Annotated in this window: 17 protein-coding genes; 7 read left to right on the forward strand and 10 right to left on the reverse strand. The window is 37.5% G+C overall.

Translation table 11 applies throughout. The features are described from left to right. The first annotated feature begins 15 nt into the window (after positions 1-15). Positions 16-1,074, forward strand: a complete 1,059-nt coding sequence (locus K5G00_RS08780; protein WP_238765763.1) for an endonuclease/exonuclease/phosphatase family protein — start codon at positions 16-18, stop codon at positions 1,072-1,074. Here the strand turns inward: K5G00_RS08780 and K5G00_RS08785 are convergent. Further along, on the reverse strand, positions 1,064-2,008 hold the full coding sequence (locus K5G00_RS08785) for a bifunctional riboflavin kinase/FAD synthetase (protein ID WP_238765764.1): 945 nt from the start codon (positions 2,006-2,008) through the stop codon (positions 1,064-1,066). The two genes, K5G00_RS08780 and K5G00_RS08785, sit on opposite strands and share 11 nt — an antisense overlap. A 170-nt stretch (positions 2,009-2,178) precedes the next feature. Here K5G00_RS08785 and K5G00_RS08790 point away from each other — a divergent pair, with 170 nt between their 5' ends. The 4 genes from K5G00_RS08790 to rmuC all read left to right on the forward strand — a co-directional run bounded on the left by K5G00_RS08790 (position 2,179) and on the right by rmuC (position 6,696). Further along, entirely contained in the window at positions 2,179-3,336 is a 1,158-nt protein-coding gene (locus K5G00_RS08790; protein ID WP_238765765.1) for a TlpA disulfide reductase family protein, read from the forward strand. 52 nt (positions 3,337-3,388) lie between these two features. Next, positions 3,389-4,144 (forward strand): UDP-2,3-diacylglucosamine diphosphatase, encoded by a 756-nt coding sequence (locus K5G00_RS08795; protein ID WP_238765766.1) that lies wholly within the window; start codon positions 3,389-3,391, stop codon positions 4,142-4,144. 22 nt (positions 4,145-4,166) lie between these two features. Beyond that, positions 4,167-5,249: a 3-oxoacyl-ACP synthase III family protein gene (locus tag K5G00_RS08800; protein ID WP_238765767.1), complete on the forward strand. Its 1,083-nt coding sequence runs from the start codon at positions 4,167-4,169 to the stop codon at positions 5,247-5,249. A gap of 85 nt (positions 5,250-5,334) precedes the next feature. After that, a complete protein-coding gene (gene rmuC / locus K5G00_RS08805; protein WP_238765768.1) occupies positions 5,335-6,696 on the forward strand; it encodes a DNA recombination protein RmuC in 1,362 nt (453 codons plus the stop codon). Here rmuC and K5G00_RS08810 read toward each other — a convergent pair. From K5G00_RS08810 to K5G00_RS08825, 4 genes are all read right to left on the reverse strand, one after another. Next, positions 6,693-7,100: a hypothetical protein gene (locus K5G00_RS08810; protein ID WP_238765769.1), complete on the reverse strand. Its 408-nt coding sequence runs from the start codon at positions 7,098-7,100 to the stop codon at positions 6,693-6,695. The two genes, rmuC and K5G00_RS08810, sit on opposite strands and share 4 nt — an antisense overlap. Before the next feature lie 34 nt (positions 7,101-7,134). Further along, on the reverse strand, positions 7,135-7,698 hold the full coding sequence (locus K5G00_RS08815) for a peroxiredoxin (RefSeq protein WP_238765770.1): 564 nt from the start codon (positions 7,696-7,698) through the stop codon (positions 7,135-7,137). 574 nt (positions 7,699-8,272) lie between these two features. Next, positions 8,273-8,734: a GNAT family N-acetyltransferase gene (locus K5G00_RS08820; protein WP_238765771.1), complete on the reverse strand. Its 462-nt coding sequence runs from the start codon at positions 8,732-8,734 to the stop codon at positions 8,273-8,275. A 9-nt stretch (positions 8,735-8,743) separates the two neighbouring features. After that, the gene (locus K5G00_RS08825) at positions 8,744-10,102 is read right to left on the reverse strand and encodes a GntP family permease (protein ID WP_238765772.1); all 1,359 of its coding nucleotides are present in this window, start codon (positions 10,100-10,102) and stop codon (positions 8,744-8,746) included. A 191-nt stretch (positions 10,103-10,293) separates the two neighbouring features. Here K5G00_RS08825 and K5G00_RS08830 point away from each other — a divergent pair, with 191 nt between their 5' ends. Next, positions 10,294-10,962 (forward strand): cobalamin B12-binding domain-containing protein, encoded by a 669-nt coding sequence (locus K5G00_RS08830; RefSeq protein WP_238765773.1) that lies wholly within the window; start codon positions 10,294-10,296, stop codon positions 10,960-10,962. A gap of 14 nt (positions 10,963-10,976) precedes the next feature. Next, complete coding sequence (locus K5G00_RS08835) at positions 10,977-11,858, forward strand: homocysteine S-methyltransferase family protein (RefSeq protein ID WP_238765774.1); 882 nt, start codon at positions 10,977-10,979, stop codon at positions 11,856-11,858. Between the two features lie 42 nt (positions 11,859-11,900). Here the strand turns inward: K5G00_RS08835 and K5G00_RS08840 are convergent, their stop codons facing one another. The 5 genes from K5G00_RS08840 to K5G00_RS08860 are packed head-to-tail and all read right to left on the reverse strand — an operon-like array spanning position 11,901 to position 15,373. Further along, entirely contained in the window at positions 11,901-12,638 is a 738-nt protein-coding gene (locus K5G00_RS08840) for a hypothetical protein (RefSeq protein WP_238765775.1), read from the reverse strand. Continuing rightward, on the reverse strand, positions 12,635-13,489 hold the full coding sequence (locus tag K5G00_RS08845) for a tetratricopeptide repeat protein (RefSeq protein WP_238765776.1): 855 nt from the start codon (positions 13,487-13,489) through the stop codon (positions 12,635-12,637). The genes K5G00_RS08840 and K5G00_RS08845 overlap by 4 nt, the downstream gene beginning before the upstream one ends. Then, on the reverse strand, positions 13,455-14,327 hold the full coding sequence (locus tag K5G00_RS08850; protein ID WP_238765777.1) for a hypothetical protein: 873 nt from the start codon (positions 14,325-14,327) through the stop codon (positions 13,455-13,457). Before K5G00_RS08850 ends, K5G00_RS08845 begins: the two co-directional genes overlap by 35 nt. After that, complete coding sequence (gene yidD, locus K5G00_RS08855; RefSeq protein ID WP_238765778.1) at positions 14,275-14,721, reverse strand: membrane protein insertion efficiency factor YidD; 447 nt, start codon at positions 14,719-14,721, stop codon at positions 14,275-14,277. The genes K5G00_RS08850 and yidD overlap by 53 nt, the downstream gene beginning before the upstream one ends. Next, positions 14,687-15,373 carry a hypothetical protein gene (locus K5G00_RS08860; protein ID WP_238765779.1) on the reverse strand — a complete coding sequence of 229 codons (687 nt, stop codon included), beginning with the start codon at positions 15,371-15,373 and terminating at the stop codon, positions 14,687-14,689. Before K5G00_RS08860 ends, yidD begins: the two co-directional genes overlap by 35 nt. Between the last annotated feature and the right edge of the window lie 18 nt (positions 15,374-15,391).

Genomic DNA, 15,391 nt, shown 5'->3' on the forward strand with positions numbered 1-15,391 from the left:
AGACAGTTAGTAGAAGTGAAGAAGACACTAAGGTATATATTAACAGGGTTAAATATTTTAGCCGTAGTTTGTTTGTTGGTATCGTATTTATCTATCTATATTCCACCCGATAAGTGGTGGATTCCGTCATTTTTTGGTTTAGCCTATCCTTTTATTCTTACAGCAAATATTTTCTTTATTATTCTTTGGCTGTTGATAAAACCCAAATACATGCTTGTTTCATTGGTCGCCATTTTGATTGGCTGGGGCTTTGTTTCCCGCTATGTTCAACTAAAAGGGAAAAACATTAAAAAAGGAGATGTTAAAGTTTTGTCCTACAACGTGCAATACTTCAATGGAGAAGGAGGCAGCCAGAAAAAAACGGCGGATAAAATTGTGGATTTTCTGAAAGAACAAAACGCCGATATCATTTGCCTGCAGGAAGCCCGTTTGCGAAAAAACAGCATTTTTAATTTGCCAAATACAGTAGCAAAACTGGGAACGATAAATCATTACCAGTTTGCACGATCGAGTACAACTTACGGTTCGGTTACAATGACCCGCTTCCCAATAATAAACATGGGTGAAATCAGGTTTGAAAATACAACGAATATGAGTATTTATACCGATGTTTTGATTGGTGAAGATACGGTCAGAATTTTTAATGTTCATTTGCAGTCGTACCAAATCGATCCAAACCGATATACTGTAATCGATTCTCCTGATTTTACAGAAGAAGAAAATATTCGTGAAATGCGTGAAATCGGCTTAAAGTTTAAAACAGCATTTCAGTTGCGGGCAGCTCAGGTTCGCGAAATACGAAAACACATTGATGCGTCTCCTTATCATGTATTGGTTTGTGGCGATTTTAACGATACACCGGCTTCGTTTTCGTATCAAAAATTACGGGGGAAATTAAAAGATGCATTTGTTATTTCAGGAAAAGGCATTGGCAGGACTTATGTGGGAAAACTACCTTCTTTTCGAATTGATAATATTTTTTACAGTACTGGATTTCAGTCGTTTAATTTTAAAACTTATGACTTCAGACTTTCAGATCACTTGCCGGTTTCATGTGAACTGATTAAAAATTAGGATTTGCAGAAAGTATTTTTAAGGCGGAAATTTTATCTTTTTTGAGTTGTTCTACCAGCGCTTCTACTCCCGGGAATTTTTTTTCTTCCCTGATCTTATCTACAAAAGTAAGAGTGACTTCTTTTTTGTAAATATCCTTTTCAAAATCAAAAATATTTACTTCAATACTTCTATTGTCGGCGTTCTGGTTAAAGGTAGGACGAGTGCCAATATTCAACATTCCAGTGTGTTCAATACCTTCCGAAAATATTTTTACTGCGTAAACGCCGTAGCCGGGTATGAGTTTGTGAATATCTGACGACTCAATATTTGCCGTAGGAAAACCTATTTGTCGCCCCAGTCGTTTGCCTTCCACTACGGTGCCATGTAAAGTAAATTCATAGCCCAGGTATTTATTTGCAGTTTTTACATCTCCTTTTTGTAAGGCTTCTCTTATTTTGGTTGAGCTGATATGAATATCATTCAATAACAACGGCTCCAACTTTTCAATCTCAAAATTGTATTTTAGTGCACATTCTTTAAGGTATTCAAAACCACCCTGCCTGTCTTTTCCAAATTTGTGATCGTAGCCAACAACCAAACAATGGGTTTTGATTTTATCTACCAGAATCGTCTTAACAAACTCAGTATAGGTGAGTTCCGAAAATTCCTTGGTGAAGGGATATACAATCAGATGATCTATCCCCAGGCTGGCAAAAAGTTGTTTTTTTTCTTCGAGGGTAGTTAGCAATCTTAAGTTTGTTTCGTCGGGTTTTGTAACCAGCCGCGGATGAGGATAAAATGTAAAGATTACTGTTTCGCCACCATACTTTTTAGCATAGGCTTTTAATCGATCAATTACAATACGGTGACCAAGGTGCACACCATCGAATGTCCCGATGGTAACCACCGGGTTTTTAGCATTAAATTTTGATAGCTCCTCGTATGTTTTCACCTGCTTTTAGATTGAATACTGACGAACATAAACTTTTTTCCTGAAAAGACTGCAAAAATGGAATAAAAAAAAGGAATTAAAATGGAATTGTTTAAAATATGTTATTTTCTGCAAATGTTATTTTAGGTATACCGGAAAATGTTAATTTTACGGGCTTTAATTTGTACAGTATGAAGATTTTCAGATTTTTAGTAATTATTGTTTTAGTAGCATTGGTTTTTAACGCTTGTAAAAAGAGCAATGAATTTGTTGTTAGCGGGAAGATTACACATGCTGAAGATAGAACAATTTACCTGGAAGAACTGCTGGTATCTGGTACAAAACCGGTGGATTCGATGAAAATTGGAAGCAACGGGGAATTTAAGTTCAAAGGAGAAACCAGTTTACCAACTTACTATTTATTAAAATTTGATGTGGGAAAACACATTACTCTTTTGATTGATTCCGCTGAACAGATTAATGTTGAAGCAGATTTTGCCAATTTCTCATACGAATATAATGTTGAGGGATCGCCCGGTTCAAAGTTAGTTAAAGATTTAGCTACACATTTAAACCGCACGATTGAAAAACTTGATTCATTGCGCTCGTTAAACGATATGTATGTTGGAAACCCGGATTATGAAAACCTAAAGGCACAGTGGGATGAAGAATATAGTCAGGTTGTTCAGGAACAAGTTGATTATTCAACGAAGTTTGTAATGGATAACCCATTTTCAATGGCCAGTGTTTTGGCTTTATATCAAACGTTTGACAACAGGCAGAGTTTTGTAATCAACGATTTACAAACCATGCGTGTGGCAGCCTCCGCCTTAAATTCTATTTATCCAAACTCGGGGCATGTAAAAGCGCTTTATGCCAATACGCTGCAAATTCTTAAAAATGAGGAAAACCGGAAAATGCAGCGTTTTATCCAGGAAAACGGACAAAACAGCCCTGAAATCATTTTACCGGATCCGAATGGAAAAGAAATTGCACTTTCTTCGCTTCAGGGAAAAGTTGTATTGTTACATTTCTGGGCGGCTGAAGATAGGGCTTCACGTGTTTTAAACCCCGCCCTGGTTGAGGCATACCGAAAATATAAAAATAAAGGCTTCGAGATTTACCAGGTAAGTCTGGATAACAACCGCATTGAATGGGTGGATGCCATCGATCAGGATAATTTAGACTGGATAAACGTAGGAGATATGAAAGGATGTCTACAAGCTGTGCAAACCTATAATATTCAAACTGTTCCTTACAACTATTTACTCGATAAAAATGGGGTTGTAATTGCACAAAATTTAAAAGGCCCGGGCTTGGATAGGGCACTTTCAAAAATTTTAAATTAATGCAAACCGACAACCTGTTCAAACAACGGGGTTCAACATAAAATCAAAAAGATTGCCGGGAAAAAAGAAAATATATTTTGTGTCTGATGTCCATTTGGGGGCGCCGGCTTTGAAAAATAACCGGGAACGTGAAATGATCTTTGTCCGGTGGCTGGATGAAATTAAGGAGGATGTTTCAGAGCTTTATCTCCTTGGCGATATTTTTGACTTCTGGTATGAATACAGTAAGGTTGTTCCTCGCGGTTTTACAAGAGTTCTGGGACGGATAGCTGATTTGACAGATCGTGGAATCCCGGTGCATTTTTTTACCGGAAACCACGATGTTTGGGTTTTTGATTATCTGCCCGAAGAAACGGGGATAATTTTACACAGAAACGAATTTATAGCACAAATCAACGGAAAGAAATTCTATCTCGCACATGGAGATGGTCTAGATGACACAGACAGAGGTTATTACATTCTGAAGAAAATATTTACAAATAAAACCCTGCAGTGGTTATTCTCCAGGATACATCCCAATTTTGCCCTTTTACTTGCACATAAATGGTCGAAATCGAGCAGGCTTGCAAAAATGGGTTTGGAAGAAGAATTTAAGGTTAAGAATGACGAAATGTATAAATTCGCAGAAAGATTTTTACAGAAGGAGTCCACAGATTATTTTATCTTTGGGCATCGTCATCAACTGGTGAATGTAAAAATGGACAGCAAAACCCGGTTTATATTATTGGGCGATTGGATTAACAATTATTCCTACGGGGTTTTTGATGGCGAAACTTTTGAATTAAAGAAATACAAGGAACTTGCTTAATGCGAAGTTGAAGAAGGATATTATGACAAAAGAAATTTATACCAGAATTATTGGCACAGGAAGTTATCTTCCTCCCAGAATAATAAAAAACAGTCATTTTTTAAACAACAAATTTTACGATCTTTCATCAAAGAAATTACTTGAAAAACCGAATGAAGAAATCATTCAAAAATTTAAGGAAATTACCAATATTGAAGAAAGACGTTATGTTGCGGAAGACCAAGTGACTTCAGATGTTGCAGCTTTGGCTATAAAGGATGCCTGCAAATCGGCTGAGATAAATGAGGAAAGTCTTGATTTTATAATTGTAGCACATAATTTTGGCGATATTCTTGAAGGAAATATCAGAACTGATGTTTTGCCGGCTCTAGCAAACAAAGTGAAGATGAAACTTCACATTAAAAACCCTTCCTGTATAGCGCACGACGTCGTGTCAGGTTGCCCGGGGTGGACGCAGGGAATGATAATTGCCGATGCATACATTAAAAGTGGTTTTATGAAACGCGGAGTTGTCGTGGGTGCTGATGTACTTTCACGTATTTCTGACCCTCACGATCGCGATTCAATGATTTATGCAGACGGCGCCGGTGCAACCATTGTTGAGGCTGTGGAAAGTGAAGAACCAACAGGTATTTTATCTCATTCAAGTCGTTCTGATTCGGTGAGTTATGCAAACCTGCTCACGCTAGGTCCCTCAAGCAATCCTGACTTTGAAGGAAATGAATTGTTTATAAAAATGGCCGGGCATAAGTTATACATTTACGCCATCAACAATGTCCCGGGAGTAGTTCGGGAAAGTATCGAAAATGCCGGACTGGATTTAAGTGACATCAAAAAAGTATTTATCCATCAAGCCAATGAAAAAATGGATGAAGCGATTTTGAATGGCGTTTTCAAACTGTATCGTGAAAAGCATATACCTGAGGGAATTATGCCGATGAGTATCCGTAAACTGGGGAACTCTTCAACGGCTACAGTGCCAACAGTAATTGATTTGGTTTTAAAAGGAAAAATGGAAGGACAGGAAATAAACCCGGGCGATCACTGTATTATTTGTTCTGTTGGAGCCGGAATGAATATAAATTCCATTGTTTATAAGTGGTAAACTTTTCTGTCTGCAAAAATATCTTATAACTGGTACGTTTTAGTTAAATTGTACCAGTTTTTTTATGCCTTAAATTAAAATCTAAATGGAATTTATCTATTTGTTTTCAGGAGTAGCGCTTGGGTTGGTTATCGCTTTTTTGTATTTGAACTGGAAGAGTCAGAAAAAACAATCGCAGATTCAACTTGAATTTCAGAATCAGGAAAAATTAATTGATGAACAAAAGGTAGCCGCTGAAAAACAAAGTTTGGTTTGGGAAGAACGATATCAAGCGTTAAAAGCAGAAGCAGAAGAGTGGAAAGCAGATTTGGTAAAAACCAGGGAGGAAAATACACAGCTAAACGTTAGGCTTGAGAATGCCAAGGTTCAGTTTTTGAATCAGGAGAAAAAACTGCAGGAACAAAAAGCTGAGCTTGACGAAATTCAGAAAAAATTTACGACTGAATTTGAAAATATTGCCAATAAAATTTTGGAAAAGAACAGTGAAAAATTTACGTTAGCCAATCAAAAAAATATCGGTGAGGTATTAAATCCCCTAAAGGAAAAAATTCTGCTTTTTGAAAAGAAAGTGGAAGACACTTATCAGAAAGGATTAAAAGACCAGACCGATTTGCGGGCAGAGCTAAAAAAATTACATGAATTAAATACAAAAATCAGCGAGGAAGCAAGTAATCTGACCAAAGCATTAAAAGGCGATGTAAAAAAACAGGGAAACTGGGGAGAAGTAGTTTTGGAACGTATTCTTGAGCGTTCGGGCTTAAACGAAGGCGAACAGGGATATCAGAAACAATTTAGTGATACGTCAGAGGATGGAAAACGTATTCAGCCTGATATTATAATTAATCTTCCTGATAACAAGCACATTATTGTCGACTCAAAAGTTTCTTTGGTAGCTTATGAACGGGCAGTAAATGTTTCTGCCGAAGACGAAAGGCAAAAGTTTATCAAGGAACATCTTTTGAGTATAAAAACACATATAAAGGGACTAAGCGAAAAGCATTATCAAACTGCAAAAAATCTGAACTCACCTGATTTTGTATTGCTCTTTATCCCCATTGAAGCCTCGTTTAGTGTTGCTGTTCAGGAAGATCAGGAACTGTTTTCTTTTGCCTGGGATTTGAAGGTGGTAATCGTAAGTCCGTCAACTCTGCTTGCAACCCTGCGTACAATTGCTTCCATCTGGCAACAGGAAAATCAAAACCGAAATGCGCTGGAAATAGCAAGACAGGGAGGTGCTTTGTATGATAAATTTGTTGGTTTTATAGGCGATATGGAAAATATGGGTAAAAACCTTGAAACCACCAGAAAAACATATGAACTGGCCATGAATAAACTTCATACCGGTGCAGGAAACCTAGTTCGCCGTGCCGAGAACATTAAGAAGTTGGGGGCAAAAACTACAAAAGAAATTCCGGGTAATTTACTTGAAAATGAGTTGGATGATTAAAACCAACCTTTTGGGAAGTAGCCTCCCGAACCATTTTTATGAACGGTAAAATTGAGATATCCGGCTTTGTTCAGAAACCCGACACCAACTATTTTTTCTTCGTTGCTGAGTGTTACTACAGCTCCTATAATTTTGTTGGCAAAATATCCAAAATCAATTTGCTCCATAGCTTCCCCGGGGAGCTTAATTTTGTACGTCTTCAGGAAGACAGAGCTTGAGGTCTCAACTGTTGTTCCTTCTCCAAAAAATCCGACAGTTTCGCCATTGTCCAGTTTTATTTCGATATAAACAGCCAGCCTTTCCTGTTGGGCTCCGGATTTATCTTCCTTTGCACTACCTGAAAAAGGAGATAAAAAAAGACAAAATAGCAGTGTTACAGGGACTAATAAGGCTAATTTTTTCATTTTTTTAATTCTTGGTTTTCAATCAGCGACAAACCTAAGAATTATTTTTTAAAAAAGTAAGCACATCTTTCGGATCACCACTTGCGTCAACATCTTCATTTTTATAAATTACTTTTCCCTCTTTGTCAATGATAAATGTCCATCGGCTTGCTGTTGCTCCTCGGGTGAGTTCAACGTTTTTTCCATCGATTTCACGTTCTATGGTGCCTCCGTCTCTGGTTGGTACTCCAAATTTACCTGCAATTTCACCTGACATATCAGAAAGTAACGGGAAATTTAAATCATAAGAATCTCTGAATACTTTTAATCCTTCTACATTATCTCCGCTAATTCCAACAACCAAAGCGTCGGCAGATTCTAAATCGCTGCTAAAGTCGCGGTAAGCACATGCCTGTTTGGTACATCCTCCTGTCATGGCAGCCGGGTAAAAATAAACTACAATATTTTTGCTCCCAAGGTGATCACCCAGGTTCCATTTCGTGCCGTCGACCGATGTTGCCGTAAAATCCGGCGCTTTATCCCCCACATGAAGATCTTTTGAGAAAATTTGTGCTGTAAATCCTAGAAACAGGACAAATGTAAAAACCAGTGTTTTCATTCTAATTAATTTTAATATTTGTTTGAATTTTTTTTATACACATTCTGTACATCATAAACAACCACGCTTCAATTTGGTTGATAAGATGTGAATTTATTCTTTCTTTAAGGAGCTAGTAATCAGGTTAAAAATCCGTATATTATTCCATAATTCAATTTAAAATGGGTCACACACATGCATATCGTTGTACTTTTTGTGGCTATGAAGAAGAGTTCAATCGCGGTCACGGGTTTTTAATTCATTCTCAGCCTGCAAGTGAATATTTAAAACAAAAGACCAGGTATTTTCACTATAAGACACACCGACTAATTAAAGAGCTTTCAAAAAAGTACAATCATCTTTTTATTAAGGCTGGTTTTGAGGTGTATATTTGTCCAAGGTGTAAAATATTATCGGATAAAGTTGAAGTGAAAATTTTAAAAGATACGGAGTTGCTTCATAGGAGCGAATTCAGGTGTAACTCCTGCAAGGCACGTTTACGACGCACAAATATTCATCGCCTGCAAATGGCCGTTTGCCCAAAATGTCACAAAAAAACTTTTCAGTTGAATCAATCCGCTCAGCTCTTGTGGGCTTAGGAATTCTTTCGGTTTTTCTTTTGGTATATCATTCCATAATGAGGTATTCCGTCTTCAAGGTATTCTTCTGTAACAATTATAAATCCCAGGCTTTCATAAAAATTTTGCAGATACTTTTGTGCACTGATTTTTATTTTAGTGGCATTCCAGTTATTTAAAATAAATGACATTGCATCCTTCATCATACGACAACCAATTCCCTTGCCCCTTTCCGATTTTTTGACGATTACTCTTCCAATGGAATACTCAGAAAAACGTGTTCCGGGTTTTAGTAACCTCGAATAGGCAACAATTTTTCCATCTTCCCGGAGAAATTGGTGGACAGCATTTTTGTCCAAACCATCCAAATCGTTGTAAATACAATCTTGTTCAACAACAAAAATTTCAGCTCTGAGTTGTAGTATTTCGTATAATTCTTCCAGTGATAATTCACTAAAATATTTAAACTCAAAATTCATAGGCTAAAATCAAAAGAAAAGGCTGGCTAACAGTGTAAATACCAATCCGCAAATAGCAATTATCGACTCCATAACTGTCCACGATTGCAGGGTTTGTTTTTCATTCATCCCAAAATATTTCCCAACCAGCCAGAAACCACTGTCGTTAACATGTGAAAGAAGTGTTGCCCCGGAAGCGATAGCCAAAACCACAAGCGCTCTTTCAGGGTCGCTCAACCCAAATTCTCCTAAAACCGGAGCAATTATTCCGGCAGCAGTAATCATGGCAACGGTTGCCGAACCTTGAGTTACCCTTACCACAGCAGCCAGCAGCCATGCAAGTAAAATTGGAGGGAGGGCTGAACCGGCCATCGATTCTGCCATGATTTTTCCAATACCGCTATCTACCAAAATTTGTTTTAGTACACCACCTGCGCCAGTAATTAAAATGATAATTCCGGCCGGGCCAAGTGCCTTTGTACTAAGGTCAAGGATTTTTTGTTTCTCTAATCCGCGGCGAATACATAAAAAGTATGTAGCTATTAAAGTTGCAATAATTAACGCTGAAAACGGGTGTCCTACAAATTCAAAAATATCTGTCCAGATTGATTTTTCAACAACTTCTTTACTTACAGCTAGACCGGTAAATGTATTGACTAAAATTAAAAATAAAGGAACCGCGATGATTATGGCGATTAAACGAAATGAAGGCAGGTTGTTTTCATCGTAATCTTTTTTCTGCTGAATATCAATTTCCGAAGGAGGTTCGATGTAGATTTTTTTTGAAATAAATTTTCCCCAAATGGGGCCTGCAATTACAGCAGTTGGAAATCCCAAAATAACACCCAGTAAAATGACCCACCCCAATTGAACATTAATAATATCGGCCACTGCTACCGGGCCGGGCGTGGGAGGAATAAAACTGTGGGTTACGGCCAGCCCTGCAAGCAGCGGAATTCCATAATACAACAGCGATTTTTTTGTGTCGCGGGAAAGTGCATAAATAATGGGCACCAATATAATAAATCCAACATCGAGAAACACCGGGATGGCCACAATAAAACCTGTGATTACCATTGCCCATGAGGCTTTGTCTGTCCCAAATTTTTTCACCAGGTAATGCGCCAGCGATTCGGCTCCCCCTGAACTTTCCAGCATTTGCCCAAAAATAGCTCCCAGCCCCACCACTGTTGCAACAAAACCAAGTGTTCCTGCCATTCCATCCTGAATAGCCTGTGTTATCCCATTAAGCGGCATTCCTGCCACAATTCCTACATAAATGGCTGTTATTAATAAAGAAATAAATGCGCTGATTTTTAATTTTAAAACCATTAAAAGTAAAAGCGCAACTGCTGAAATAACAATAAAAATCAGAAACGGTGTTGACATTTAATTTAGTTTAGGATTTTCAGCTTTAAAGTTAGAATTTAACTTGTGGATTACAAACCGGCACGTCTATTTTGGACTAAACTTTTATATGATGTGAATTTTTCTAAAACGGTTTGTAAGAATTGAAATATAACTATTTTGTCTGCAAATATTTAATGGTATTTTTGTTAAATAACCTAAAAGACCAAAATATGAGTGATCTACTAACCAAAATTTCAGATTGTATAGAATTTGGTAAAATCAATAAGGCCGCACCTTATCCGCCTCAAATGAAAGATATGGATGGAACCGATGAACTAACCAGACAGGCGTTGGATTCCGGTATTTCTGCCCAAAAAATACTTTCAGAGGGATTGATGCCTGGGATGGAAAAAGTTGGTGTCAAATTCAGAGAGAATAAAGTGTTTGTTCCCCAGGTTCTTATGTCGGCAAAAGCAATGAGTACTGCTTTGCTACACTTAAAGCCTTATTTTCTTACCGGGGAAGTAAAACAAAAAGGTACTTTAATTATTGGTACTGTTGAAGGAGATTTGCACGACATTGGGAAAAACCTGGTTTCGATGATGGTAGAAGGAAACGGTTGGAAGGTCGTGGATTTAGGCACCGATGTGTCTGCTGATAAATTTGTTGAAGCCCTCCGGGAAAATGAAAATGCAATTGTTGGCCTTTCCGCGTTGCTCACAACAACGATGGTAAGTATGGAACGAATTACAAAAGCGATAAAAGAAGCTATGCCGTTTGCAAAAATTGCAGTTGGAGGTGCACCGGTAAACGACGATTTCAGGCAAAGAATAGGCGCTGACGCCTACTCTCCTGATCCTCAAGGACTGGTGGAATATTTAAATTCACTTGTCGCTTAACCGAAATTAAAAAAATGGGGAAAATAGTAGAACTGATAAAGAGAGGAGAAATACTTGTCTCCGATGGTGCCTGGGGAACTTTTCTTCAGCAAATGGGTTTACAGCCTGGAGAATGTCCTGAAGAGTGGAATAGTAAATATCCTGAGAAAGTGCTGGAAATTGCGCAGAGTTATATTGATGCCGGTTCTGATTTGATTGAGACAAACAGTTTTGGTGGTACTCGTTTTAAGCTTGAAAAGTATGGTCTGGGTGATAAAGTTTTTGAACTAAACAAGGCAGCCGCAGAAATTAGCAGAAAAGCTGCCGGAGATAAGTTTGTATTGGGTTCGGTTGGCCCTACGGGTAAAATTCTGATGATGGGAGATGTTACCGAAGAAGAATTGTACGATGCTTTTAAAGAACAGGCCAAAGGATTGGAAGCGGGCGGCGCCGATGCAATTATGATTGAAACTATGACCGATTTGGATGAAGCGCGACTAGCCATTCGGGCTGCAAAAGAAAACACAAAAATGGAAGTGTTTTGTACAATGACGTTTGAAAAAACAGTGGATGGTACGTTTCGTTCGATGATGGGGGTGTCACCAACTGATATGGTAACTACCATTATTGACGCCGGTGCTGAGTTGATAGGCGCAAACTGTGGAAATGGAATCGCAAATATGATTGGGATTGTTGAAGAAATTCGTCGAATCAATAAAGATATTCCGGTTTTGGTACATGCAAATGCGGGAATGCCGGTGTATAAAGACGGAGAAACAGTTTTTCCTGAAAGCCCGGAGGAGATGGCTATGCTTATTCCCAAAATTATTTCCGCCGGAGCAAATATGATTGGAGGTTGTTGCGGCACAACACCGGAGCATATTCAAAAGGTGAGGGAAATAGTGGATGGGAAATGATATTTTTATACCAAATTTTATATCACGGAGGGGAAGATATATTTATTTGTGTTTTTCCAAAACCTCTTTGAATAATTTATTTTTGGGATAATATTCTGATAATTCAGTAAAATAACGTATACCTTTTTTATCGTCCTTTTCGATATTCAAATATATTCTCCCGAGGAAATACAGAGAGAGCGTTTTTACGATAATATCATTCTCTCCGGTAAAACCTTCAACTTCAACAAGAGCTTTTGCCCGGATTTCTCTTCTGTTTTTACTAAAAAGAGGGTTTATCAGATTATCGAAATATTGGAAAAGGGAGCTGTAGAGACTGAGCAATTTCATTCGGTTTTCAGGATAATCCAGATTTTCAGAGGTAATTTCGTCGAGCAACTTTTTTATTGTTGCCCTTGTATTTATTGCACCGATAATGTTAAACCGCTTGAATTCGTACCGAATCTGATAAGAATTTTTAATAAGCTGCCTCTGTTTTAATTCTGCGTCGTTTACATAGGTGCTGTCAAATTTCTCAAGGAATGATAAAAATACTTTTTGTTTTTCATTGTTTTGTTTTGCCTGTACAAATTCCCACCAAAACAAATCAATGGTTAACACATCGGTATAAAAACTTTCCAGGTTGGCCCTGTTTGCTGAGATTGTAGCATGCGCTTCTGCGTATTGTTCATTGTAAATATGCGAAAATACATTTGTAACAATACTGTCGTTCTCTGAAGAAAAAACCGGTTTTGAAAGCGTAGTTAAAAATAACAGATTTACTAAAAGAAGTATTTTCATTTCACTTTATCGATATTTTCTTCTATAAGTTGAAGAACAGACTGATAAACCACTTCTCTTTTATGTTCCAGTTTATGCACCGCAAGGTCTTTGGCGTGTTTATATCCGCCGGTATAATAACGGTAATACCATGAACTTGTTGATAAAAAAGCGTTGAGAAAACCATAGGCCTGCCAAATAAAAACCGTTGCAACGGCAATTCCTCCAATAAGAACAAAAGAGTTTAATCCTTTTAAAATATTCCCGGTGTAAAATTGTCCCAGCCCGGGCAACAGCATGCTCATCGTTTTAATTTTATCCGGTCTGAAACGTTGGTTGTAATTCTCAAAATCCTCAAAAATTTCCGCAAGTTCCTCGCTCATCTGCCGCGGGATGAGTTCTCCGAAGTAATTAAGGGCACTGTTATAATCGCCAATTCCGAAATAGCTGGTAGCGAGGTACAGATGATATTTGTTTTTGAGGTAAGCCGATTCCGGTTCGGAAATCACAAATAGCTCGTTTAGTGCAAGCAAAAAATTCTTTTGTTTAAAAAAACAATTTGTTTTTTTGAAAATCAGCTCGATTTGTAAACTGTCAGTTTGCGCTATTCTTATGGCCACACTATAGTTTTGTGCCGCCATATTGTAATCATTCAACGCAAAAAATGAGTCTCCAATTTTTTGATAAACATCGTTATACTTGTCTTGTGAATCAAAAAAAGCTACACGCTGAAATTCAACCAGCGCCTTTTGATAATTTCCAAGCCTGAATTGCTGGTTTGCAAAGTCATACGTTTCATCAATGGTTTGCGCCACTGAAAACGAATACACAAACAAACTAAAAACGCTTATAATAATTATTTTTAGCTTCATTGTAAAGTTTGTTGTATGCTGCTGTGTTACGGTTCTTAGCGGCTTTTGCCGAACCCCAGATATTGCCTGTATAAAAACCAAAAGAAATTGATCCAAAAATCCATCCCGTTATACTTTTAACTCCTTTCTTTTTAAATCCCTGGTAGGAAAGCCATGCGTTTGTGGATACAAAAAGCAATGACATTACTGCATCCCCCCAGTATCCGGAATAGGCTTTCCCGCTTCCGGGAATTATTGCCGACATTGAAGCTGCCACAAACGGGCTTTTCTCCTTCATCATTTGAATATCAAGTGCATTCGAAAAGATATCAGGAAAATTGTTGTTTAAAATATCGGCATTGCTGGAAGTAAAAGAAATCAAAGCGTCTTCTTTTTTGGAAAAGATATAGTGTCCTAACTGATAAAAAGCTCTCTCTGTTGCATCGAGCGACGAAAGAGCTTCCGTGAATAATGGTTTTTCGTAACAACAGTTACACGTCAATGTCAGTTTTAAATATTCTGAAGCAACCGGAGAATTCTCAAAAAAACGATTGACTTTCAATGTTTCAAGCGTTTGAAACGAATTCTGACAATTGTTCCCCAATCGGTAAGCGGTTAAAAGTTCAGGATAAACCGTTACATCGTAGGGAGTTATGCTCAAAATTCGCTCATATTCGCTGGCCGCCAAATCGTATTGGCGTGTGTTCTGAAGATAAGCGGCAAATTTTTTCAGATTTTCGGTATTGAAAAGGTTTTGTGTATTTCCAACATGAAAAAAAAGAATAAAGCAGAAAAGGAGTGTCGTTTTATTTAAGCGGATCATAAAATCGTTGTTTCTCGGGATTATAAATATACTCATTTGCTTTAACTAAACGATGGCACCTGGAAAGTCGGTCAAATGTATAAAGCGTCCCCAGGAATAATCCTTTTTGCTGAAATGCTTCAACAGAATATACCGAGCATGAAGGGTAGAAAACACAACTGGGGTTATCCTGCGATGAAAAAAAAGCTTTGTAAGTATTAAACCCGGTTGCCAGAATAAACTCCAGTTCATTTTTTTGTTTATCGCCGGTTGAAGAATATTTAGGTATCACATGTTCGCCCGCTTCAAAAAGTCCCTTTAAGTTTTTAAAACCGTAGGGGTCGTTATTTTGCGCGTTTAATTTTCCTGCAAATAACAGAAAGGCAAACAGCAGTATCAGAATATTTCCAACTTTACTAACGCTCCAGTTCATAATGGTATTCCGAGTCATTTTCCGTATCGTTTAAAACAATGTTTTCAAATTCCATAACCTGGTAATTCTCCTGCTGGTTTTCTTCATAAAAGATCTGAACGATTGTGCCGGGAAACTCAAAACCATCAATTTTAATATAGTCTTTAAAAAACTGACGGTTAATTATCTGATTATTTTTGCCCATTATTACCACACTGTGAAGTTGGTTTCCTTTTTTAGCCAGCGCAATATTACTAATCATTTTTTGAATTTGCATAGGGATTTTCCAGTACGAAATCACCAAATCACCTTTTTTCTCTACTTTGTCAACAGCAAAATTTGCTTCTTTTAAACCAAAGTATTCGAGGCTTGAATTCAGGGCAAGATGAAATACCGTAAATTCATTTACCGATGGAATTTCTTCTGTAAAATATGTTTCACCTGATTTGATTTTGTAAATTCTGGAATCCTGTACTACCCATTTTTCTTTCGAAGGAAATGAAATGTCGTAAATGAGTTCCTTGGCATATTTATCGTAATATATCGTTCCTTTTGTCAAATTTGATTGACCTTCTGCCCTTTTTATTTTAATGGTGAAGTCAGCACGCATTCTGTAATAGTCCTGAGCTGATGAGTTCAGGCCTGCAATAAAAAAAGCCAGGAATAAAAGTCTGTTTATATATTGAATCATAATCAGATAAAAAGGCTG

Origin of the sequence: Maribellus maritimus (genome assembly GCF_022267315.1) — a bacterium.
Lineage (GTDB): Bacteria > Bacteroidota > Bacteroidia > Bacteroidales > Prolixibacteraceae > Draconibacterium > Draconibacterium maritimum.